Raw genomic sequence first — 21,967 nt, 5'->3', positions numbered from 1 at the left:
AAGCGGTGGAGCGGGCCTGATGGTCCGCTCCACTGTTCTTTTAACCGCATTACAATCGTTTTGGCGCCCTTAGGCTGCCAGGAAACAGCACTGAGGAGATCCACGTGGCCAGCTTTGTAGACCGGGTAGTACTGCACGTATCCGGCGGTACCGGCGGCCACGGGTGTGTTTCCGTCCACCGCGAGAAGTTCAAGCCCCTGGGCGGGCCCGACGGCGGCAACGGCGGCGACGGCGGCAACGTCATCCTCCGCGTCGACCACCAGACCACGACGCTGCTGGACTACCACCACGCACCGCACCGGCACGCCACCAACGGTGGACCCGGCATGGGCGACTGGCGCGGCGGCAAGAACGGCGAAACCCTGATCCTCCCGGTTCCCGACGGCACCGTGGTCAAGTCCAAGGACGGCACCGTCCTGGCCGACCTCGTTGGCGAAGGAACCGAATACGTTGCCGCCGCAGGCGGCCTGGGCGGCCTGGGCAACGCAGCCCTGTCCTCCCAGAAACGCCGCGCACCGGGCTTCGCCCTGCTCGGCATTGAAGGCGAATCCAGCGACGTTGTCCTGGAACTGAAATCCATTGCCGATATCGCCTTGGTGGGCTTCCCGTCCGCCGGCAAGTCCAGCCTCATCGCCGCGATGTCAGCCGCCCGGCCCAAGATCGCCGACTACCCGTTCACCACCCTGATCCCCAACCTCGGTGTGGTCCAGGCCGGCGAAGTCCGCTTCACCATCGCCGACGTTCCCGGCCTGATCGAAGGCGCGTCCGAAGGCAAGGGCCTTGGCCACCACTTCCTGCGCCACGTGGAGCGTTGCGCTGCCCTGGTGCACGTCCTGGACTGCGGCACCCTCGAATCGGACCGCGACCCGCTCTCCGACCTCGCCGTCATCGAAGCCGAGCTCGAAAAGTACGCTGTGGACATGAGCTACGCCGGCCAGGACGGCGAAGTTGTGCCCCTGAACCACCGTCCCCGGCTGGTGGCACTGAACAAGGTGGACCTCCCCGACGGCAAGGACATGGCCGAATTCGTCCGCCCCGAGCTGGAATCCCGCGGCTACCGCGTCTTCGAAATCTCCGCCACGAGCCACGAGGGCCTGCGCCAGCTGGGCTTCGCCATGGCCGAGATCGTCAAGGCCGCCCGCGATTCGCTGGCCGCTGCACCGCCCAAGGTGCAGCCGCCCGTGCTCCGCCCCCGGGCCGTCAACGAATCCGGCTTCAAGATCCGCCGGGAAGAAAAGGCCCTCGAGCCGCTGTTCCGCGTCATTGGCGACAAGCCGGTGCGCTGGGTCAAGCAGACCGACTTCACCAACGAAGAAGCCATCGGCTACCTCGCCGACCGGCTGGCCAAGCTGGGTGTCGAAACCGAACTGTTCAAGCAGGGCGCCAAGCCCGGCGACATGGTGGTCATCGGCGAGGACGACGGCGTTGTCTTCGACTGGGAACCCACCATGATGGCCGGCGCGGAACTCCTGGCCTCCCCGCGCGGCACCGACGTCCGCTTCGCCGACATCGGCGACCGCCCCACCCGCGGCCAGAAGCGCGACGAGCAGCAGGAACGCAAGGACGCCAGGGCCGCCACCAGGGCCGAACTCGAGGCCGAGCGCAAGGCCGGTATCTGGACCGAGTCCGTGAGCAGCCGCCGCGTGGCGAAGCCCCTCAAGGAGAGTGGACTGGGCGCAGACGATGACCAGTAGCGCCCTGCCCGGCGCGGCCCTGGACCGAAGTGTCTTCGCCCAGGCCCGCCGGATCGTGGTCAAGGTGGGTTCCTCGTCACTCACCAGCATCAAAGGCGGCATCTCCGAGCAGTCCCTGACGGCCCTCGCTGACGCCCTGGCCGCCAAGCGCAACGCAGGCACCGAGATCATCCTGGTCTCCTCCGGCGCCATCGCGGCGGGCCTGGCGCCCCTTGGCCTGGCCAAACGCCCCCGCGACCTGGCCACCCAGCAGGCCGCGGCAAGTGTAGGCCAGGGCCTGCTGATGGCACGCTACACCCAGGCTTTCGGCGCCCACGGCGTCACTGTCAGCCAGGTGCTGCTGACCGCAGAGGACCTGATGCGGCGCAGCCAGCACACCAACGCCTTCCGCGCCCTGAACCGGCTGCTGAACCTCGGCGTCGTGCCGGTGGTCAACGAAAATGACACCGTCGCCACCCACGAGATCCGGTTCGGTGACAACGACCGCCTCGCCGCCCTCGTGGCGCACCTGGTCCGTGCGGACGCGCTGGTCCTGCTGTCCGACGTCGACTCCCTCTATGACGGACCGCCCGCCCAAGGTGCCACCCGGATTCCCCTGGTCACCGGTCCGCGCGACCTCGAGGCAGTGTCGATCGGCAAAGCCGGCAAGGCCGGGGTGGGAACCGGCGGGATGCTCACCAAGGTGGAAGCCGCCAGCATGGCTGCCGGCTCCGGGATCCACACCCTGGTGACCTCGACACCCAACGCCGCCGCTGCGCTGCGCGGCGAGGACGTTGGCACCTGGTTCACCGTGAACGGCGCGCGCAAACCCGTCAGGCTGCTGTGGCTGGCCCATGTGGCCTCCGTCCAGGGCCGCCTGGTCCTCGACGACGGCGCCGTCCAGGCCGTCCGCCACCGCCACACCTCCCTGCTGCCAGCCGGCATCTCGGCTGTGCAGGGCGACTTCGAGGCCGGCGACGCCGTGGAAATCGCCGGTGCCGACGGCGTTGTCGTGGCCCGCGGCCTGGTGAACTACTCGGCCGTTGAGCTGCCGCGCATGCTGGGCCGGTCCACCCGGGACCTTGGGGAAGAGCTCGGCACAGGCTATGACCGGGAAGTTGTTCATGTTGACGACCTGGTGCTGGTGTAAGCCCCGTCCTCGCCTAAACTTGAAGGATGACTGAGGCCCTGACCCACACAGCTGCTGACACCACCGAAAACACCGCCGCCGGTTTCCCGGCGGACGCCGTGGCGCCTGCCGCCGCGCCGGTGACGGTTGATGCCCCGCTGCCTGAGGCTGACGTCGAGGCAGCGGTGCATGCCATCGCTGACCGCTCCCGCAAGGCCTCACGCCGGATGGCCATGGCCAACCGGGCGTGGAAGGACCGCGGACTCGAGGCCATCGGCAAGGCCCTGCAGGACAGCGCCGAGGCCATCCTGGCCGCTAACGCCCGCGACGTCGCGGCAGGTAAAGCCAACGGAACCTCCGCAGCCATGCTGGACCGGCTCACCCTCACCAGGACCCGCATCGCCGGGCTGGTGTCCGCGCTGGACAACCTTGCCGGCCTGCCCGATCCCGTAGGCAACGTGGTCCGCGGCCAGACCCTTCCCAACGGCCTGCGGCTCCGCCAGGTCAACGTTCCCATGGGCGTGGTGGCGGCCATCTACGAGGCCCGTCCCAACGTCACCGTGGACATCGCCGGCCTGGCGCTCAAAAGCGGCAACGCCGTGATCCTTCGGGGCGGCAGCGCTGCTGAAGCCACCAACGGCGTCCTGGTGCGGGTGCTGCGCGAAGCCCTGGAATCCGTGGGCCTGCCCGCCGACGCCGTCCAGACCGTGGACCAGTACGGCCGCGCCGGGGCCACGGTGCTGATGCGTGCCCGCGGAAGGGTGGATGTCCTGATTCCCCGCGGCGGCCGCGAGCTGATCCAGACCGTGGTCACCAACTCCGCAGTCCCCGTCATCGAAACGGGGGAGGGCAACGTCCACATTTTCATCGACGAGTCCGCCGGCGTGGACATGGCGGTGGAGATCCTGCTGAACGCCAAGACCCAGCGCCCCAGCGTCTGCAACACCGTGGAAACGCTCCTGGTGCACTCGGGCTCCACCGTCCTGCCCGCCGTCGCCGCTGCCCTGCAGGCCGCGGGGGTCCGGCTGCACGCCGACGAGCGGATCCGCGCCGCCCTGCCCGCGTCCATCGAGTCCGTTCCGGCCACGGACGCGGACTGGGGCACGGAGTACATGGACCTGGACCTTGCCGTCGCCATGGTGGACACCCTTGACGACGCCGTCAGCCATATCCGGAAGTGGTCCACGGGCCACACCGAAGCCATCCTGACCAACGACCTCGCCAACGCCGAACGCTTCATCGCCGAGATTGACTCCGCCGCAGTGATCGTCAACGCGTCCACCCGGTTCACCGACGGCGGGGAACTGGGCCTGGGGGCCGAAGTGGGCATCTCCACCCAGAAGCTGCACGCCCGCGGCCCCATGGGACTGACGGAGCTGACCACCACCAAATGGATCGTCCAGGGCGAAGGCCAGGTCCGCGGGTAGCAACGCGGTAATATAGACCAGAAGCCTGCAGCAGCGCGTTTGCCGCTGCCCGAAAACCTTGAGCCTTAGGGGAGAAAATGCTGTTCCAGCAGATCGCCATGTCAGTTGCCGCAGAAGGCGAAGAGCACGAACTCGCTCCGCTGTGGGCCGAGCCGTGGGTCTTCGGCGCGGTCATTTTCGGCATCCTGCTGGTGCTGATGTTCATCACCTTGTCCTACTCCAACCTGGGCAACCGCCACAGCATCACTGAGGAGCACGCGGATCCGCACCGCCAGCACCCCAACAAGCACGATCACGGGCAGGGCCACTAACATTTCCGGCGTTCTCCACCACAGCGGTGCCGCCAAGGGCAGGCTCCGGCTGGGCGTTATGGGCGGGACGTTTGATCCCATCCACCATGGACACCTGGTGGCTGCCAGCGAGGTTGCTGCGCAGTTTAACCTTGATGAAGTGGTGTTTGTGCCCACCGGGCAGCCCTGGCAGAAATCGCACAAGCAGGTCAGTGATTCTGAGCACCGCTACCTGATGACAGTGATTGCCACGGCTTCAAACCCGCGGTTCACGGTCAGCAGGGTGGATGTGGAGCGGCCCGGCCCCACATACACCATCGATACCCTCCGCGATCTGCGGGCCCAGCGCCCGGATGCGGACCTCTTCTTCATCACGGGCGCGGACGCCCTGGCGCAGATCCTGTCCTGGAAGGACATCGACGAACTGTGGTCGCTGGCCCACTTTGTGGGGGTCACGCGGCCCGGGCACGTCCTGGACGGGATGGGCCGCACGGACGTCAGCCTCCTTGAGGTGCCGGCCATGGCGATTTCGTCCACCGATTGCCGCACCCGCGTGGCGGGGAACAACCCCGTGTGGTACCTGGTGCCGGACGGTGTGGTCCAGTACATCGCCAAGTACGGCCTGTATGCGGATGAGCGTACCGCCGTCACCAATCCAACTTCCGAAGCACGTGAACCCGCCAGTACCGAATGAGTCCCTAATGAGTCAGGAACAGCCAACCTTCCGTAGCCGCCGGGAACTCCGCCAGGCAAGGGAAGCTGGACAGGTGTCCGCGCAAGTCGACGAGCTTCCCGCTGCCGGCCAGCCGGATGCTGCGCCGCTGCCTGCCACAAAACAGGCCGAAACCAAGCAACCTGACTCGGCGGCGCCTTCCGTAAAGCAGGGCCAGGGCGGGCAACCGCAGGCAAAGCGGCCCGCCGTGGCCAAGCCCGTTCCGATGAAACCGGCACCCACCAAGGCTGTTCCGGCGCCGGCAGCTCCGGCGAAGCCCGTCCCGGCCAAGCCGGCCGGCCCGGCCGCTTCATCAAAGGCTGCCGCAGCGAAACCCGCACCAGCCAAGCCGCAACCGGCCAAACCCGGCGCGGTGAAGCCTGAAGCGGCCAAGCCTGCTGCCGTGAAGCCTGAAGTGGCCAAGCCTGCTGCGGTGAAGCCTGAAGCGGCCAAGCCCGTTGCCGCCAAGGCTCAACAGGCTGAACAGGCTAAACCGGATCCGGCAAAGCCTGCCCCTGCCAAGCGAGCCGCCAACAAACCTGCTGATGCCGCACCGGAGGATACGTCCACCCAGCGGTCCTCCCAGATCCGTGCCCGCGATCGCGCGGCGCTGCGTACGCTGAAGGAGCAGGAAATTGCAGACGGGCAGCAGGCCGACGGCGGTCCGCTCACCCGCCGCCAAATCCGCCTGCAGCAGCTCAAGGAGCAGGCCCTTACGGCTGCCACTCCAATCGTTCCGGCGCCGGAGCAGGCCTCCGCAGGCCAGCTTGCCAAGCCCGCTGTCCCTGCCGCACCGGGCACCGCGCCTGGCCCCAAGGGCATGACGGTGGAACAGGCACTGGCTGCGCGGGCACTGATTGCCGAGCAGGCCAGGAACCAGATCGCCAAGATGGAGCACATTGCTTCACTGGACCCTAAGACCGCGGATCCCGAAGCCGTGGACCCCGCAGTCCTGGCTGAGCAGGTGGCACTTGCTGAGCGGGCGGCCGCGGTCAACCGGCGGGCCGGGGCAAGCAAGCCGGCACCGTCCACCGCAGATAACCTGGCCATGGTGACACCCCTGGAGTTTGTCGAAGTACCTGGCTTCGACCGGCCGGTCATGAAGCGCCCCGCCACGTCCCATGTTCCAGTGGTCACCCGGCCCGGTAGCAAAGTCGCCTCCGGACCGGGCCGTAAAAACCCGCCCGGACCGCGCGCCGGACGGCCCGCCCCGGACGCCGGCACCAGCCCGTCCCAGGTGATTGCCCGGGCGGAAGCTGCCGCACGGAAAGCTGCGGCCCCCGTTCCAGGCGTTCCAGCCGAAAGCTCTCCAGACGACCTCTTTGCGGACCTGCCACGCATCCCGGCCGCATCCGCGCATGGGCTGGACCCCCTCGACGCTGCCACCGCTGGGCTCGGCCGGGCGCAGCGGAACCGCCTGCTTCAACTCTGCATCCTGGTTTTTGGCATCGTGGCACTCGTCTCGGGCATTGTCCTGATCATCAGCGGCATGTCCCGCTGACCGGCTCCGCCGAACATCACAGCTTTTAATAACAACAAGGAAGTCCCATGACTGCTACAGAATCATCCATCAGCATTGCCCGTACCGCCGCCAAGGCTGCCGCCGACAAGATCGCCCAGGACATCGTGGCGTTGGACGTCAGTGAGCGCCTGGCGCTGGCCGATGTGTTCCTGATCGCCTCGGCACCGAGCGAACGCCAGGTCAACGCCATCGTTGATGGCATCGAAGAGGAACTCGCCAAGCAGGACCTCCGTCCCGTGCGTCGCGAAGGCCGCTCCGGTGGCCGCTGGGTCCTGCTGGACTACGCGGACATCGTCATCCACGTACAGCACGAGGAAGACCGTGTTTTCTACGCCCTGGAGCGCCTGTGGAAGGACTGCCCCGTTGTGGATCTCCAGCTCGGGGATGACACGTCCGCTAAGGCTGCAGTTACGGCCGAGGGCGAATAGTTCCGCACCATCCGGGCGAATATACCCGATTTGGAATTTTCGGAATTGCTGTTCTAAGATATTTGAGTTGCTTCGGGGAAACCCGGGAAAACATCGAAGAACAGCAGTAGTTCGGGGCTGTGGCGCAGCTGGTAGCGCACCTGCATGGCATGCAGGGGGTCAGGGGTTCGAGTCCCCTCAGCTCCACCGAACGGTCCGCCGGAATCATCATGATTCCGGCGGACTTTTTTGTATCCCGCGAACGCCATCATGGTCTCCATGACCAGCAGCGGAACATGGCCAGCCTCCCGCAACCCCAGCGGGGCATAGCGGAGGCCATCAACAGATCACGTCCGCGCCGGGTGTTGGGGGCAGGAAACGGTAAATACGCCCCTGGGTGAACCTCCGATTGGCGCGGAACACCAAAGTGCATTAAGCTGATCAGGTTGCTTCGCGGGTTACCGTTGAGGCGGCAGGGTTTGGGGCTGTGGCGCAGCTGGTAGCGCACCTGCATGGCATGCAGGGGGTCAGGGGTTCGAGTCCCCTCAGCTCCACCAAACAAAAAGGGAACCACCGTCGCCGGTGGTTCTCTTTTTTGTTGCCAGCGGCAGCGACCGGTTCAGAGCCACTCCGTCCGCCGCAGCGGCGGCTCCGCCCCGCCGGGCCGCCGGACCAGCACCTGGTTGACGCCGGTCAGGTTGTTTTCAAAGCCCAGGGCGCTGGACGCCATGTAGAGGCGCCAGATCCTGGCCCGGCCAGGGCCGGCGAGCTCCACCGCACGGTCCCAGCCGGCCTCCAACCGGTTGACCCACGCCCGCAGTGTCAGCGCGTAGTGCCTGCGCAGCGCCTCGACGTCCAGGATCTCGAAGCCGGCGGTCTCCAGCGCCGCCGCCATCTCCGCGAGGCTGATCATTTCCCCGTCAGGAAAGACATACCGGGGGATAAACGAGTCCGGGTCCGGGCTGGTGACCCCGGCGTTCCAGGAAATCGCGTGGTTCAGCAGCCTCCCGCCGGGCTTGAGCAAACCGAACAGCGTGGCCGCATAGCGAGGCGTCCCGGCCCGCCCGACATGCTCCGACATGCCGATTGAGCTGATGGCGTCAAACGGGCCATCCGGGACATCGCGGTAGTCCTGGACCCGGATGTCCACTGCGTCCGCCACGCCCGCATCCGCAGCCCGTTCGCGGGCCCGCTTAGCCTGCTCCGCCGAGAGGGTGACACCCACCACCGTGGCGCCATACCGGCTGGCAGCATGCAGGGCGAAGCTGCCCCAGCCGCAGCCCACGTCCAGCACCCGCATGCCAGGCTGCAGCCCGAGCTTGCGGCACACCAGGTCCACCTTGGCTTCCTGGGCGGCGTCCAGACCTTCAACCAGGCCGTTGCCTGTCCCATGGCCGTCCGCACCGTCCGCCGGAATCCCCTCCCACACCGCGCAGGAGTACACCATGGACGGGCCCAGGACCAGTTCGTAGAAGTCGTTGCCCACGTCGTAGTGATGGGAGATGGCCGCGGAGTCCCGGCGGCGCGTATGCAGCCGCCCCGTCCGGCGGACCTTCGCCTCCTCGGCAGGCGGCGCAGGGTTGGGCCCCAGGGCGCCGAGCCGGACGGCTGCCCGGACCAAAACCAGCAGTTCCCCTGCCGTGGGTCGGCGGAACGGGCCCGGTTCGGCGAACTTTCCTGCCGAGCTCAGCGCCGTGAAGGCAGCGAAGATATCGCCCGGGGTGTCGATTTCACCGGCCACGTAAGCGCGGCTGAGCCCCAGCTGGCCCGGCGACCACAAAATCCGCCGGAGCGCGCGCCGGGACCGGAACTCCAGGACCGGTGCACCCAGGGGCCCTGCCTCTGAACCGTCCCACGCGCGCAGGCGCAGCGGAATGCCTTCCGTGCCCAGCACCACCCCCAGTGCTGCGGCAAGCCGGTCAGCATGTCCAGTCCCTGCGGCCACGGCGGTCCTGCCTTCCCGGACGGCCTCCCCGCCGCTGGCCAGTACCCTCGGCAACCGTCATGCACGTCCTTGGGCCAACACTAAGGCCGGTCCCCGCCGTTGTCAGCGTCCCTGGAGCAGGGAATTTTCCGGTGTCGGGGCGCGACTATCATGGGGGAGTGAACCCTGCCCTTGCCGACGTTGTGGTCATCGGCGCCGGCCAGGCCGGCCTGTCCACCGCGTACCACCTGTTGCGGCGCGGCCTGGACCACGTGGTCCTGGACGCCGAAGACGGTCCGGGCGGCGCCTGGCGGCACCGGTGGAAAAGCCTTCGGATGGGCACCGTGAACGGCATCAGCGACCTGCCGGGTGCGGCCAAGCCCCCGGTGGATCCCGCGGAACCGAGTTCGGAGTTCCTGAGCCGCTACTTCGGCGGATATGAGGAGGAACTGGCACTGGCCATCAGGAGGCCCGTCAAAGTCCGTTCCGTCAGCAGGGAAGACAGCAACCCCCTCGGCAGGCTGCGGATCACCACTGACGACGGCGTGTGGTCCGCCCGGGCGGTCATCAACGCCACTGGCACCTGGACAAGGCCGTTCTGGCCCATCTACCCGGGCCAGGCCGGCTTCCGTGGCCGCCAACTGCACGTGGCCGACTACGTGGCGGCGGAGGAATTTTCGGGCCGCCACGTTGCGGTGGTGGGCGGCGGGATTTCAGCGGTGGGCCTGCTCGCCGAAATCTCGCTGGTCACCAGTACCAGTTGGTTCACCCGCCGCCCGCCCGTATGGCGGGACAGCGGCTTCGATGGCCGGGCCGGCCACGACGCCGTGGCGCTCGTGGAAGAGCGGGTGCGGCAGGGCCTGCCGCCGCAAAGCGTTGTGTCGGTGACCGGCCTGCTCTGGACCCCCACCCTCCGTGCCGCAGCCGCCAGGGGAGCCCTGGACCGGCAGCCCATGTTTACGTCCCTAACGCCCGACGGCGTCCGCCTCGCCACCGGGGAGCTGCTGAAGGTGGACGTCATCTTGTGGGCCACCGGCTTCCGCGCCGAACTGGAGCACCTTGCCCCGCTTCACCTGCGGGGACCCGGCGGCGGAATTGCGATGGCCGGAACGCAAGTGGCAGCCGAGCCGCGCGTGCATCTCGTGGGGTATGGGCCGTCGTCGTCCACCATCGGCGCGAACCGGGCGGGCCGGGCGGCAGTGGCAACGCTCCTCAAGCTGCCGCAGCTGGCCGCACCGGCGCAAGGACGGCAGCAATGACCACCGAGGGAGAACCCGAAAACAGCATGGACCAGCCAGCACACATCATTGATGACCTTTTCGCCGGCCTGCGCCGGCGGCCCGACGTGGAAGCGGCAAACCTCCATGCCTGGGACGCCACCGACCGGCTCCTGCTCGAGACCGCGGCTGCCGAAGGACGCGCGGGCACCCGGATCGCCGTGGTCGGGGACCGCTATGGTGCCCTGACCCTCGGCGCCGGCGCCGTGCTGGAACCGGAGGACCTGCGGGTGCACCAGGACCTGGTGACCGGCGAGCGGGCGCTGCGCCTCAACGCCGGACCCGGTGCCCGGTTTGAGCAGCTCCCCCTCGGGGCGGACCTGCTGGCCGGTGCGGGGACGGTGCTCCTCCAATTGCCTAAGACCCTGGCCGAACTGGAGGAGATCGCCGCGGCCGTGGCACTGCATGCGGACCGGGACGCGGTGGTGCTGGCCGGCGGCCGGGTGAAGCACATGTCGCTGGGCATGAACCGGGTGCTGGAACAGTACTTCACCACCGTCCAGCCGCAACTGGCGCGGCAGAAATCCCGGGTCATCCTGGCATCCTGGCCGCGGCCGGATGCGCCGGCCACCAAGTTCCCCGTGCTGGAACACCTGGCGGAGCTGGACCTGGCGGTCGCCGCCCACGGTGCCGTGTTCGCCGGCCCGAAGCTGGACATCGGCACCCGGTTCCTGCTGGACTTCCTGCCCGACATGCCCGCAGCGGCGCACGCGGTGGATCTGGGCTGCGGCACGGGCATCCTGGCGGCAATGTATGCCCGCAGGTTCCCGGGGGCAGTGGTCACCGCCAGCGACCAGTCAGCGGCCGCCGTGGCTTCAGCGCTCGCAACGGCCCGCGCCAACAACCTGGCGGACCGGATCAGTGTCCTGCAGGACGATGCACTCAGCACCCTGCCGGCGGGCAGCGCGGACCTGGTCCTGCTGAACCCGCCCTTCCACGTGGGCGCTGGAATCCATGCCGGGGCCGGCCTGAAACTGATCAGCGCCGCCGCACGCGTCCTGGCACCGGGCGGTGAACTCTGGACCGTCTACAACCGGCACCTCCCGTACCTGCCGGCACTCGAACGCGAGGTGGGGGCCACCGATGTCCGGGGGCAGAACCCAAAATTCCTGGTGGCACGGACCGTGCGGCGGGCCTTGCGCTGACCGCTGAATTACCGCGCGCCGCGCCGTCGGACAGACGTATGGCCTGCGGGAGGGCGTAACGTACGATTCAAGAATCACCACTGCAACGCAGTAAAGGTATAGGGGAAGAAGTGACTGAGATCCGCCCATCCTCACCGAGGCGCGGAACCAACCTGCCCAAAATGGGGGACTTCAACCTCACGGTGATCGTTGATGCCATCCGCAGGTCCTCCGGCGGGATGAGCCGGGTGGAGCTGGCCCAGATTGTGGGCCTGTCCCCGCAGACCATCTCCAATATTTCCCGCCGGCTCCTGGACCAGCACCTCATCATCGAAGCCGGCAAGGAAGGCAGCGGCCCCGGCAAGCCGCGGACCATCCTGCGCCTCAATCCTGCCGGCATGTACGCCCTGGGGGTCCACCTGGACCCGGCCGTCACCACCGTGGTGGTGCTGGACCTCGTAGGGGCGGTGGTGCAGCATTCCCGCATTGCCACGCCGGGCGGCAGCGACCCGGCCGCCGTCATCGCCACCATTGCCGCGGAGATCGCCGCCGTTGTGGCTGCATCCGGGGTGGACCAGAGCCTGATAGCCGGCCTGGGACTGGCCACTCCCGGGCCGATCGACCTGGATAACGGCACGGTGGTTGACCCGCCACTGCTTCCCGGCTGGGACCGGGTGGAACTGCGCAACGCCCTCTCCGCAGCGACGGGCTACTCGGTCCTGGTGGACAAGGACGTGACCAGCGCCGCCGTGGCCGAGACTTGGGCCGGCGGCCCCAGCGGTTCCGGCAGCTTCATCTTTATGTACATGGGCACCGGTATTGGCTGCGGCATCGTCCTCAACGACGAAGTGGTCCGTGGCACGTCAGGCAACGCCGGCGAGATCGGCCACATCATGGTGGATCCGGACGGCCCGCCCTGCGACTGCGGCCAGCGCGGCTGCGTCAAGTCCTCCTGCATCCCGCAGGTACTGGTCGCGGAGGCGCAGGCCGCCGGCGTCCTGGATGGCCCGCTGGCGGGCACCAGCGGAGCCGAAATCCAGCAGCAGTTCTCGCGGCTGTGCAGCCTGGCAGCCGAGGGCAACGAAAAGGCTTCCGCCATCATCGACAAATCCGCCGTGCTGGTGGCGCGGGCGGTGTCTGTTGTCGCCAACACCCTGGACATTGAACGGGTGGTTTTCGGTGGCCCGTTCTGGAGCGGACTGTCGGAGCGCTACCTGGAACTGCTGCCCCCGCTCCTTGACGCCAGCAGCGCCGCCCGGCTGATCCACCCCATCGATGTGGTGGGAACCGGCGTTGGCGAGGACGTCGGGGCCATCGGTGCCGCGTCGCTGGTCCTGGAGCACACCCTGGCCCCCCGCGCCCAGCGCCTCCTGCTGGAAAACTGACATCAGGAGGTCGGGCACAGCAGCCGGACAGGCTGGCTAGTCGATGTCCTCGAGGACAACCCCGAACGGAAGGGTCTCATCGAGGTGCGCCTGGTGGCCGGTTGAGCCGGGGTTGTACACCACGCGGACCCCGTGCAGTCCATCCGCAGCAGACTGCTGCAGGACCGGCTTGACGGTGTTCACGAACATCTCGCTCTTGTCGGCGAGAAACTCCTTGTAACTGGCTGGAAGCTCGCTCATGGCATCAGGATAGACCTGCCGGGCGCGGATGGGGAGTGGTCCCCATTGCCGCCTCCACCGCATCCGGCTTGGATAGGATGGCGGGCGGAGTGCAGGCGCCCGCCAGTACCCATCAACCAGCCAGCCAGGGGGACCACCAGTGCAGCAGACCCGTGCCGCCGCAAGGATTGAACCGGCGGAACTGGCCAGGGCACAACAGGTCGCGGCCAACATCACCAGGAGTTTCGAAACCAAAGTGGTGGGCCAGTCCCGGCTCCGCGAATCGCTGTTGGTGGGACTGCTGACCGGTGGCCACGTGCTCCTGGAAAGCGTTCCGGGCCTGGCCAAAACTACCGCGGCCCAAACGGTGGCCGAGGCCGTCAGCGGCGACTTCCGCCGGATCCAGTGCACCCCCGACCTGCTCCCCAGCGACATCGTCGGCACCCAGGTCTACGACGCTTCCACCGGGACGTTCTCCACGCAGCTGGGCCCCGTCCACGCCAACATTGTGCTCCTCGACGAAATCAACCGGTCCAGCGCCAAGACCCAAAGCGCCATGCTCGAGGCCATGCAGGAACGGCAGACGTCCATCGGCGGCCGGGACTACCCGCTGCCGGCGCCCTTCCTGGTGTTGGCCACGCAGAACCCCATCGAGCAGGAAGGCACCTACCAGCTGCCCGAGGCGCAAATGGACCGGTTTATGCTCAAAGACGTCCTGGACTACCCCACACCGGCGGAAGAGGCGGAAATCATCCGGCGGATCGATGCCGGCGTGTACAGCAAGGAGCAGGCACCGCCCGCCGCCGCGTCCCTGGCCGCCGTGTCCGCTGTGCAGGACACCGTCCGGCGGATCTACCTCGACCCGGCCATCGTCAATTACATCGTGGGCCTGGTCTTCGTTACCCGCAATGCCGCCCAGTACATCGATCCCCGCCTCGCCGGGTACATCGAATTCGGTGCGAGTCCCCGCGCCAGCATCGCCTTCAGCCAGGCCGTCCGGGCGCGTGCCCTGCTGGAAGGGCGGGACCACGTGATCCCCGAGGACGTGAAGGCCCTGGCCCACCGGATCCTCCGGCACCGCCTGATCCTGGGGTTCGACGCCGTCGCCGAGCAGGTGCTGGTGGAAACCGTGATCGACGCGGTGGTCAATGCCGTGCAGACGCCGTAGGGCTGCATGACTGCACTCCTGCACCGGGTGAAGTCGAAGATGTTCATCTTCGCCCACCGGAAAGCCCGTGGCCTCCTGGACGGGGAATACGGCTCGGTCTTCAAGGGCCGCAGCCTGGACTTCGACGACCTGCGGGCCTACGTTCCCGGCGACGAAGTCCGCGATATCGATTGGAAGGCCTCCGCACGGCACGGCTCGCCCCTGATCCGGCGCTATGTGGCAGTGCGGCAGCAGCAGGTCCTGCTGGTGGTGGACACCGGCAGGAACATGGCGGCCGAGTCCCTGGGCGGCGAACCCAAGAAGGACATCGCCGTAATGGCGCTGGGTGTGCTGGGGTCCCTGGCGCTGAACCACGGCGACCCCGTGGGGCTTGTCCATGGCGATGCCACCGGCACTCAGGCCCTGCCGGTCAAGGCCGGCGAAGCCAACCTCGAGCGGATCCTCCGGAAAGTGGACGACGTCGGCCGCCACAGCGCGCCCAGTGCCCCCGGGGAGCAACTCGGGTTCGTCGAGCGCACCTTCCGCCGCCGGATGCTGCTGTTTGTGGTGGCGGACGAGGGCGCCGTGGCGGAGACCACGGAACGCCAGCTCCGGCGGCTTCGTGCCCAGCACGAAATCCTGTGGCTGACCATCCGGGACGCGGACCTGACCGCACCGGCGCCCGCTGCGGACCCGGCCGGGCGCGGGGCAGCACTGCGGGATGTGGTGGGGCGGGCCGCCGTCGTCCATCCTGTGGCAGCCTCGCCCAAGGTGCTGGCCGCATATCAGCTGGCCCGGACGGAGCGGGATGCGGCCCGCAGCCACATGCTGCGCCGGGCCGGCATCACCGAAGGGTACGCGGGCTCCAGCCATGAGGTGGTCCCCGCCATCTTCTCGCTTCTGGAAAGTCACCGCCGTGGCGGATGACCAGGGCTTCTACGCGCCCCTGGGCTACAGCCCGCTGTGGTTGTGGGCAGGCCTGCTCCTGGCTGCGCTCGCGGTGGGGTGGATTGTTGCCGTCCTGGCAGCCACCCGGCAACCCCGCGCGCGGACCGCACCGGACAGCCCCGCCGCCGTGCTGCCGGCTGCCGGGTTGAAGGAGCATTACCTGGCCCGGATCCACGAGGTGGAGACAGCGGCCGGAACCGGGGCGCTGCCGCAACGCGCCGCACACCAGGAACTCAGCCTCCTGCTGCGCCTCTTCATCCGGGACGCCACCGGTCAGGACATGACCCGGATGACGCTGGCGGACATCCGGGAGCAGCCATTGCCTGGGGTGGCCGAGGCCATCGGCAGGATCTATCCGGGCGAGTTCGCCGCTGAACCGCTGCCGTCCGTTACGGCGTCCGCAGCAGTGGCCCGGGAAACGGTGCGGGCATGGAGCTGATGTACTGGTGGATTCTCCCGGTGGGGATCCTGGCAGGCGCTGCAGTGGCCTGGTGGTTCCTCCGCCGTGACAAGGACTGCCGGCACCGGGCTGTGGCGCATACGGACCGGCTGACCGCCCTGCCCGAGTACCGGGATGTCCTGCGGCGCCACCGCAGGCTGCTCGCGGTCATGGCAGGTTCCGCCGTGGTGCTGCTGCTGGCGGCCCTGGCTGCTGCCGCGAGGCCGGTGGGCGCCACCGTGACCACACCGGCGGCGCACAGCCGGGACATTATGCTGTGCCTGGATACGTCAGCCTCCATGGCCAGCGCCGATGCCGCCATCGTCGGGGTGTTCCAGGACCTGGCCCGGGAGTTCGACGGCGAACGCATCGGCCTGATGATGTTTGACTCCTCCGCAGCCCAGGTCTTTCCGCTGACGGATGACTACCAGCTGGTGGCGGAGCAGCTGGCGCGGGCGCGCAACGCCTTCGAGGGCGGTCCCGGCGACGCTGCCTTTTTCGCCGGGACAGGGGTGGCGCCGGGGTCGTCGCTGATCGGTGACGGCCTGGCTTCGTGCAGCCAGGGATTCCCCGGACCGGACGATGGCAGCCGCTCACGGTCGCTGGTGCTGGCCACGGACAACTTCATCTCCGGCGACCCTATTTTTACGCTGGCCGAGGCCGCAGCCCTGGCCAGGGACAAGGGCATCAGGATCCATGCACTGAACCCGGCGGACTTCGACTACGGCGACAAGCCCGGGCAGGAAGGTGCCACCCTGCGGGCGGCGGCCGAGTCCACCGGTGGCGCGTATTACCCGGTGGACTCTCCGGCGGCAGTGGGGTCGATTGTCCGCGAGGTGCAGCGCACGGAAGCGGCGGCACGCCAGGGTGCACCGCAGCGGGTGGTCACTGACGAGTCCGCATGGCCGTTGGGTCTTGCCCTGCTGGCCGGCCTGGTGCTGGTGGGCCTGGCCTGGCGGGTGGATCGATGAGCCTCCTTCCGATCCTGCCGTGGTGGTTGCTGGCCCCCCTGATGGCCGTCGCGACGGCGGGCATTGTGTGGCACCTCCACCGGAACCGGTCGTCACCGGCAGCGGCGCGGGACTGGGCCGCTCGCGGGGTCCTGCTGGCGCTGCTTTTTGCCGCCGCCCTCCGCCCGGGGGTGGGCGGCGCAGCTACCCAGGCAGCGCCCGCCGACGTCGACGTATTCCTGGTGGTGGATACCACCAGCAGCCTCGCCGCCGAGGACTTCGGCAGCGAACCCCGCCTGGCCGGCGTCCAGCGTGACGTCGCCGCGGTGGCCACGGGCCTGGCCGGCGGCAGGTTCTCCCTGATCACCTTCGATGCCGCAGCCGTGGTGCGGCTGCCGTTGACCACCGATGCCGGCGCACTGGCTGCGGCCGCCGGGGTGCTGGCGCCGGAAATCACCGACTACGCCCGGGGGAGCAGCATCACCGCAGCAGGACCGGTGCTGGCCCAGCGCCTGCAGGCCGCCCGGGACAGCCATCCCGAGCGGCTTCGGTTTGTGTTTTACCTGGGGGACGGGGAACAGACCAGCGCTGCTCCGGCCGGTCGGCTCGGGGTGGACAGCGGCCTGGTGGATGGGGGAGCGGTGCTGGGGTACGGAACGGCCGACGGCGGCCGCATGCGCACGTACGAGGGTGGCCGGACCGGCTCGGCCGGGACCGCCTATATCCAGGATGGATCGGCGGCGGGCGGCGGAGACGCGGTGTCCCGGATCGACGAGGACGCGCTCCGCTCGATTGCGGACACCCTTGGTGTGCCGTACGTCCACCGCACGCCCGGCGACACTGCGGATGCGCTGCTGCAGGAAGCCAACCCCGGCAGCATGACGGTGGCTGACAGCGCTGGAGGAGAGGTCCCGGACCGCGGGGAGGTGTCCTGGCTGCTGGCGCTGGCTGCCTTTGTGCTGGGCCTGCGGGAACTGGTCCTCTCCGGCCGGCGGCTCCGCGATACGCGGCTGCCCGCCGGCGGGCGAGGGGGCAGGTTATGACGGGACAGGTCTTGAGGAGGCATTCAGTGCGGAGACCGGGGAAGCGGCGCCGGCTGCTGCTGGTTTCCGCGCTTCCTGTCCTGCTGGTGCTGGTCATCGCGGCCAAGCTGGTCAGCGTCAGCCTGATCGCCGATGCCGCCGCCGGGGCGTTCGGCCGCGGGGATTCCGCAGGTGTGTCGTCGGCTGCCCGCGGACTGCTCACCGGTAACGTAATCGAACCCCACAAGGCAGTCTTTGCTGCCGGGGACGGTGAAGTCCTGGCCGGCAACTTCGCGGCCGCCCGGGAACACTTCCAGGCGGCACTGGAGCTGAACCCCGGGCCGGATGAATGCAAGGTCCGCGTCAACCTGGTGCTGGCCACGGAACGCCTCAGCGAAGGCGCTGCCGACTCCGCACAAAAGCACCATCTGCTCACCGAGGCGCTCGCCGCCGTCGAACAGTCCCCGGCCGGGTGTTTCACCGACGCCGGCAACGGGTCCGGGTACAACGACGCAGGCGAGGGCAGCCGGTTGGCCGAAGCCCGCGACCGGCTCAGTGCCGCACTTGCCGCCGGTGACGGGGGCGAAGATGCAGGGGAGGAACCCCAAGGGGAGGAACAACCGGAACAACCGGACGCCTCCCGGCTGCAGCAGCTGGAACAGCAGTCCCGGGACGCGCTGCGGGAGCGGCTGGAGAGCGGCGCACGTAACGAATACCTCGACCGGCCGGACACCGGGCCTGGGGTGGACAGGCCCTGGTGAGGCAAATCCCGGCGGTAATCCCGGCCCACAGGAACGCGCCCAAGCGACCGGACTAGGCTCGGTACATGGGGAAAACAACAACAGCATCTGCACGGAACATCAGGCACGGCCGGGGGCCCGTCTGGCTCACCTTCGTCGCCGCGCTCGCGGCCACCGCCGGATTCTTCGCGTACGGCTGGTCCCTCTATCCCGGCCTGCCGGACATGTTCTTCACGCAGTTCCTTGCCGCGGGCATGACGGTTTTCCTGGCCGGGCTGGCTGCCGTGTCAGTGCGCGCCTTCCCGCCCCGGCCGGAGGCGACTGCCTGGGAACTCCACCGCCGCGAAGGCATGGCCCGCGGCACCATCGCCGCGCTGGGACTCACTTCCCTGGCCCTTGCTGTCACCCTCGGCCTGCAGGGTCCCCAGGGAGGGACCGGACCGGACAGGCCCACAGCGCCCCCGGCTCTCCTCTCCATCCCGCTGTTCCTGCTGGTGGTCATCGGTTCGTACGCTGTTGCCGCCAGGTGGGCTGCCCGCGCCGCTGCGCGGGCAGGTGTTGCCCCCACCGTGCAGGAAGCCGCGGCGGACCGCTTGTGGATCAGCGGCATCATCTACAACAACCCCGAAGATGCGCGCCTGCTGGTGCCGAGGCGGGAGGGGGCAGGTTACGGACTCACCATCAACCTGGGCAACCGTGCAGGCAGGATCGGTGCCATCTGCTTCGTGGCGCTGGTGGTCCTTGTCCCGCTGGCGCTCGGGGTGCTGGCCTGGCAAAGCTGACAGGCCCGCCCCGCCCGCTGGGCGAAGAAAATTCCGGGCCCGGGATACTCAAGGCGTTAAGGTGCGTCTTAATTTGGCGGCAGACTTGAAAGCGCCCCCGCACGCTCATAGAGTCATTACCAAGTTACCCTGGTAACGTGTCAGCGATCCTCCGGTTCGGAGGGTGTGGGTGCCCCCATGTGGGCCTGACATTTGCTCACGGACAACGTCAAAACAGGCTTAACAGTCCCGGCTGTGTTCCTGTGGAGTTTTCCCGTGATCCCCAAACTCAATTCATTGCCGGCAGGTCCCACCCAAAAAACGTGGAACTGCCTCCAATGGCAAAGCCAAGGACGCAAATGTCACCACCAAGCCTTATGGACACACATCCGAACCTCTCCGACGCCGCCCCGGTGGCGCTTTCGTACGAGCTGTTTCCGCCCCGGTCGCCGGCCGCCGCGGAAACTCTTTGGACCACGATCCGTGAGCTGGAGACCACGTCTCCGGACTACGTCTCCGTCACCTACGGTGCCAGTGGCTCCAACCGGGACACCGCCGTCGAACTCATCAACCGCCTCGTGGTTGAAACCACCCTGCGGCCGCTGGCGCACCTGACCTGCGTTGGCAACACGCCGCAGGAACTGGCAGCCATCATCGGCCAGCTCCTGGACGCCGGCGTGCGGGGCATCCTTGCCCTGCGCGGCGACCTGCCCAAGGACAGCGGGGCGCCGATCGCCGGTTCGCTGCGCTACGCCCAGGACCTGATCGAACTGATCCGCCGCGTGGAACAGCGCCGGTCCGCGATGCTTTGCGCCGGCAAGATCGCGGTGGGTGTGGCGGCCTACCCCACACGGCACCCCGAGTCGCCCAGTGAAGCCCACGATGTGGAGGTACTGCTGGCCAAGCAGCGTTCCGGCGCCGACTTCGCCATCACGCAGGTCTTCTTCCACACCGCGCAGTACGCGGACCTGCTCACCCGGGCCCGCCGCGCCGGCGTGACCATCCCGATCATCCCCGGCGTGATGCCGCTGACCAGCGTGCGCCGCGTCACCCGCCTTGGCGAGCTGGCCGGCGTCGAACCCGCACCGGAGCTGATGGCGCGGCTCGCTGCCGCGGACAGCGACTCCGAGCGTCGCCGGATCGGTGTCAGCGCCACCATTGACCTGGCGAACGCAGCCCTGGACGCCGGCGCCCCCGGCCTGCACATCTACACCTTCAACGAGCACCAAAGCGCGCTCGAAGTCCTGGACAAGCTTGCGCTGCCCCGGCACTCCCGTAACGGCCTGCTGGCAGACGCAAAGTAGCAATTCTTCGCTGACAGCATAAAAGTACGACGTCGGCCGGTCACCAGGGTGACCGGCCGGCGTCGCTTTCCATTATGGGAGCCTCAGGACTCCCAGAGGATCTCGTCGTCCACCACGCCGTCCTCATCGGCCGAGGCCACAAGGACCTCGTCCGTAAAGTGCTCACCCAGGGTGAAGTCAAGCACGAAGTAGCGTTCCGGCTGCCCGGGGTAGATGGCCACGTGGCCCAGCTTCAGGGCCTTCAGGAAAACGTCGTTGGTGAGCTGGCTGCGTTCCTCCACGCCGAAGACCTTTTGCAGGTGCTCATCCTTAAGCGCATTGCAGTGGAAACGGAGATACTCCTGGGGGCTGGTGCCCTCCTGGCCGAGTTCCTCGGCGATCATGTCGCGGACCTCATCAACGAGCTCGGGCAGGAACCGTAGCCGGTAATCCACCTTGTGCATCGCGGCCTCGTCGAAATGGTCATGGGCGGTGATGTTGAGGTCAAGTTCCAGGGGATGTCCGCGCAGTTCGTGCTTCGCGGCGAAGTTATGGTCCCTGCCGTGATTGAGCTCGACTTCGCCGAAATGCTGGCTCGCTACCCTGTTCATATTCTCAACATAGACCCGAACAGCGGTGCATTCCAGCATTCGGCCTAATTGACTGCCGTGCGCATTCCGGCGAGGGTTTCCGCCAGCAGGTCCACAAAAAGCTGGACCCGGGCGGTTTTGCTGTCGTTGATCACCAACGCGAAAACGTTGCGGGCCAACCGGATTTCGGGGACGTCCAGCACCACCACGCCTGCCGGCTTGTTCCGCAGCGCGAGTTCGGGGACCAGCGCCGCGCCGAGTCCCGCTGCAGCCATCTCCAGGCTGGCGTGGAAGTCGTCGCTGTGGGCCACCACGCGGGGATGCAGGTTGCAGCCGGCGAAGAGCCGCTCGATCACCATGGCGTCGCTGGTGCCGGGGTGGTGCATGATCCACGGCATCTCGGAGAGGTGGTCTGCAGCCACCTTGGCGTCCGGGCCGAAGCCCCAGCCTGCGGGCAGCACCACCCGGAAGTCGTCGTCACCGATCCACTGCCGGTTGATGGTGTTGGGCCACGCCAGCCCGGTCTGGCCCACCTGGAACACCAGCGCCAGGTCCAGGTCCCCGCCGGTACGCAGGCCCTGGATGGTTTGCCCGGGTTCGGCTACGGAGACTTTGAGGTCAATGCCCAGGTCCTTCCACGCCGGGTTCTTCAGGATCCGGGGGAGGACATAGGTGGCCAGGCTGGGAAAGATGCCCAGCCGCAGTTCCTGGCTGGCGGTGTCCTGGGTTTTGGAGGCGGCGGCCATCAGCGCCCCGATGTCCGTGAGGACCTTCGCGGCATGGCGGGTCATCACGACGGCGGCTTCCGTAGGGACCACGGCCCGCGCCGACCGCTGGAAGAGAACCACGCCGGTATCGCGTTCCAACGCGGACATCTGTTGGGAGACCGCGGAGGCGGTATAGCCCAGGGTTGCCGCCGCCGCCGCGAAAGAGCCGAGGCGCGTGACTTCCAGGAGGGTCTTCAGATGTACCGGATTCACCACCTGCCCACACTACTC

22 protein-coding genes and 2 tRNA genes are annotated in these 21,967 nt (G+C 68.0%); 20 read left to right on the top strand and 4 right to left on the bottom strand.

Annotation, left to right across the window (positions count from 1 at the left end):
* Window positions 1–104: 104 nt before the first annotated feature.
* The 9 genes from obgE to ACRB8A_RS10680 all read left to right on the top strand — a co-directional run bounded on the left by obgE (window position 105) and on the right by ACRB8A_RS10680 (window position 7,717).
* Entirely contained in the window at window positions 105–1,694 is a 1,590-nt protein-coding gene (obgE, locus tag ACRB8A_RS10720) for a GTPase ObgE (protein ID WP_050686662.1), read from the top strand.
* A complete protein-coding gene (proB, locus tag ACRB8A_RS10715) occupies window positions 1,684–2,823 on the top strand; it encodes a glutamate 5-kinase (RefSeq protein WP_050686660.1) in 1,140 nt (379 codons plus the stop codon). Before obgE ends, proB begins: the two co-directional genes overlap by 11 nt.
* 26 nt (window positions 2,824–2,849) lie before the next feature.
* Window positions 2,850–4,229 carry a glutamate-5-semialdehyde dehydrogenase gene (locus ACRB8A_RS10710; protein WP_432244678.1) on the top strand — a complete coding sequence of 460 codons (1,380 nt, stop codon included), beginning with the start codon at window positions 2,850–2,852 and terminating at the stop codon, window positions 4,227–4,229.
* Between the two features lie 77 nt (window positions 4,230–4,306).
* Entirely contained in the window at window positions 4,307–4,540 is a 234-nt protein-coding gene (locus tag ACRB8A_RS10705) for a hypothetical protein (RefSeq protein ID WP_050686656.1), read from the top strand.
* 49 nt (window positions 4,541–4,589) lie between these two features.
* Window positions 4,590–5,213 (top strand): nicotinate-nucleotide adenylyltransferase, encoded by a 624-nt coding sequence (gene nadD, locus ACRB8A_RS10700; RefSeq protein WP_285240174.1) that lies wholly within the window; start codon window positions 4,590–4,592, stop codon window positions 5,211–5,213.
* Window positions 5,214–5,634: 421 nt separating this feature from the next.
* Window positions 5,635–6,732: a hypothetical protein gene (locus ACRB8A_RS10695; protein ID WP_432246035.1), complete on the top strand. Its 1,098-nt coding sequence runs from the start codon at window positions 5,635–5,637 to the stop codon at window positions 6,730–6,732.
* A gap of 47 nt (window positions 6,733–6,779) precedes the next feature.
* The gene (gene rsfS, locus ACRB8A_RS10690; protein ID WP_056597818.1) at window positions 6,780–7,181 is read left to right on the top strand and encodes a ribosome silencing factor; all 402 of its coding nucleotides are present in this window, start codon (window positions 6,780–6,782) and stop codon (window positions 7,179–7,181) included.
* A gap of 113 nt (window positions 7,182–7,294) precedes the next feature.
* A tRNA-Ala gene (locus tag ACRB8A_RS10685) sits at window positions 7,295–7,367 on the top strand.
* Window positions 7,368–7,641: 274 nt separating this feature from the next.
* Window positions 7,642–7,717 (top strand) — tRNA-Ala (locus ACRB8A_RS10680).
* A 62-nt stretch (window positions 7,718–7,779) separates the two neighbouring features.
* Here the strand turns inward: ACRB8A_RS10680 and ACRB8A_RS10675 are convergent.
* The gene (locus ACRB8A_RS10675; protein ID WP_432246034.1) at window positions 7,780–9,105 is read right to left on the bottom strand and encodes a class I SAM-dependent methyltransferase; all 1,326 of its coding nucleotides are present in this window, start codon (window positions 9,103–9,105) and stop codon (window positions 7,780–7,782) included.
* Window positions 9,106–9,263: 158 nt separating this feature from the next.
* Here ACRB8A_RS10675 and ACRB8A_RS10670 point away from each other — a divergent pair, with 158 nt between their 5' ends.
* The 3 genes from ACRB8A_RS10670 to ACRB8A_RS10660 all read left to right on the top strand — a co-directional run bounded on the left by ACRB8A_RS10670 (window position 9,264) and on the right by ACRB8A_RS10660 (window position 12,870).
* Window positions 9,264–10,343: an FAD-dependent oxidoreductase gene (locus ACRB8A_RS10670; RefSeq protein ID WP_432244677.1), complete on the top strand. Its 1,080-nt coding sequence runs from the start codon at window positions 9,264–9,266 to the stop codon at window positions 10,341–10,343.
* A gap of 26 nt (window positions 10,344–10,369) precedes the next feature.
* Complete coding sequence (locus ACRB8A_RS10665; RefSeq protein WP_432246033.1) at window positions 10,370–11,506, top strand: class I SAM-dependent methyltransferase; 1,137 nt, start codon at window positions 10,370–10,372, stop codon at window positions 11,504–11,506.
* 161 nt (window positions 11,507–11,667) lie between these two features.
* Window positions 11,668–12,870 carry an ROK family protein gene (locus ACRB8A_RS10660; protein WP_050687063.1) on the top strand — a complete coding sequence of 401 codons (1,203 nt, stop codon included), beginning with the start codon at window positions 11,668–11,670 and terminating at the stop codon, window positions 12,868–12,870.
* Between the two features lie 36 nt (window positions 12,871–12,906).
* On the opposite strand, the gene ACRB8A_RS10655 is transcribed toward ACRB8A_RS10660, so the two are convergent.
* Window positions 12,907–13,110 carry a hypothetical protein gene (locus ACRB8A_RS10655; protein ID WP_231686111.1) on the bottom strand — a complete coding sequence of 68 codons (204 nt, stop codon included), beginning with the start codon at window positions 13,108–13,110 and terminating at the stop codon, window positions 12,907–12,909.
* A 139-nt stretch (window positions 13,111–13,249) separates the two neighbouring features.
* Here ACRB8A_RS10655 and ACRB8A_RS10650 point away from each other — a divergent pair, with 139 nt between their 5' ends.
* The 8 genes from ACRB8A_RS10650 to ACRB8A_RS10615 all read left to right on the top strand — a co-directional run bounded on the left by ACRB8A_RS10650 (window position 13,250) and on the right by ACRB8A_RS10615 (window position 20,400).
* The gene (locus ACRB8A_RS10650; RefSeq protein WP_432244676.1) at window positions 13,250–14,257 is read left to right on the top strand and encodes an AAA family ATPase; all 1,008 of its coding nucleotides are present in this window, start codon (window positions 13,250–13,252) and stop codon (window positions 14,255–14,257) included.
* A gap of 6 nt (window positions 14,258–14,263) precedes the next feature.
* The gene (locus tag ACRB8A_RS10645; protein ID WP_432244675.1) at window positions 14,264–15,163 is read left to right on the top strand and encodes a DUF58 domain-containing protein; all 900 of its coding nucleotides are present in this window, start codon (window positions 14,264–14,266) and stop codon (window positions 15,161–15,163) included.
* On the top strand, window positions 15,153–15,623 hold the full coding sequence (locus tag ACRB8A_RS10640) for a hypothetical protein (RefSeq protein ID WP_432244674.1): 471 nt from the start codon (window positions 15,153–15,155) through the stop codon (window positions 15,621–15,623). Before ACRB8A_RS10645 ends, ACRB8A_RS10640 begins: the two co-directional genes overlap by 11 nt.
* Window positions 15,614–16,594 carry a vWA domain-containing protein gene (locus tag ACRB8A_RS10635; RefSeq protein ID WP_432244673.1) on the top strand — a complete coding sequence of 327 codons (981 nt, stop codon included), beginning with the start codon at window positions 15,614–15,616 and terminating at the stop codon, window positions 16,592–16,594. The genes ACRB8A_RS10640 and ACRB8A_RS10635 overlap by 10 nt, the downstream gene beginning before the upstream one ends.
* Window positions 16,591–17,616, top strand: a complete 1,026-nt coding sequence (locus tag ACRB8A_RS10630; RefSeq protein ID WP_285240137.1) for a VWA domain-containing protein — start codon at window positions 16,591–16,593, stop codon at window positions 17,614–17,616. Before ACRB8A_RS10635 ends, ACRB8A_RS10630 begins: the two co-directional genes overlap by 4 nt.
* A gap of 26 nt (window positions 17,617–17,642) precedes the next feature.
* A complete protein-coding gene (locus ACRB8A_RS10625; protein ID WP_432244672.1) occupies window positions 17,643–18,356 on the top strand; it encodes a hypothetical protein in 714 nt (237 codons plus the stop codon).
* 65 nt (window positions 18,357–18,421) lie between these two features.
* Entirely contained in the window at window positions 18,422–19,117 is a 696-nt protein-coding gene (locus ACRB8A_RS10620) for a hypothetical protein (protein ID WP_432244671.1), read from the top strand.
* A 338-nt stretch (window positions 19,118–19,455) separates the two neighbouring features.
* Entirely contained in the window at window positions 19,456–20,400 is a 945-nt protein-coding gene (locus ACRB8A_RS10615) for a methylenetetrahydrofolate reductase (RefSeq protein WP_432244670.1), read from the top strand.
* Window positions 20,401–20,483: 83 nt separating this feature from the next.
* On the opposite strand, the gene ACRB8A_RS10610 is transcribed toward ACRB8A_RS10615, so the two are convergent.
* Both ACRB8A_RS10610 and ACRB8A_RS10605 read right to left on the bottom strand, forming a co-directional pair.
* A complete protein-coding gene (locus ACRB8A_RS10610; protein WP_050684342.1) occupies window positions 20,484–20,990 on the bottom strand; it encodes a DUF2004 domain-containing protein in 507 nt (168 codons plus the stop codon).
* 44 nt (window positions 20,991–21,034) lie between these two features.
* Window positions 21,035–21,952: a LysR family transcriptional regulator gene (locus ACRB8A_RS10605; protein WP_056597836.1), complete on the bottom strand. Its 918-nt coding sequence runs from the start codon at window positions 21,950–21,952 to the stop codon at window positions 21,035–21,037.
* Window positions 21,953–21,967: the final 15 nt, after the last annotated feature.

The sequence above is a fragment of the Arthrobacter sp. G.S.26 genome (assembly GCF_050847375.1).
GTDB lineage: Bacteria > Actinomycetota > Actinomycetes > Actinomycetales > Micrococcaceae > Arthrobacter.
The sequence above is the reverse complement of the archived record's forward strand: the minus strand, read 5'-3'. Positions and strand labels throughout refer to the sequence as shown.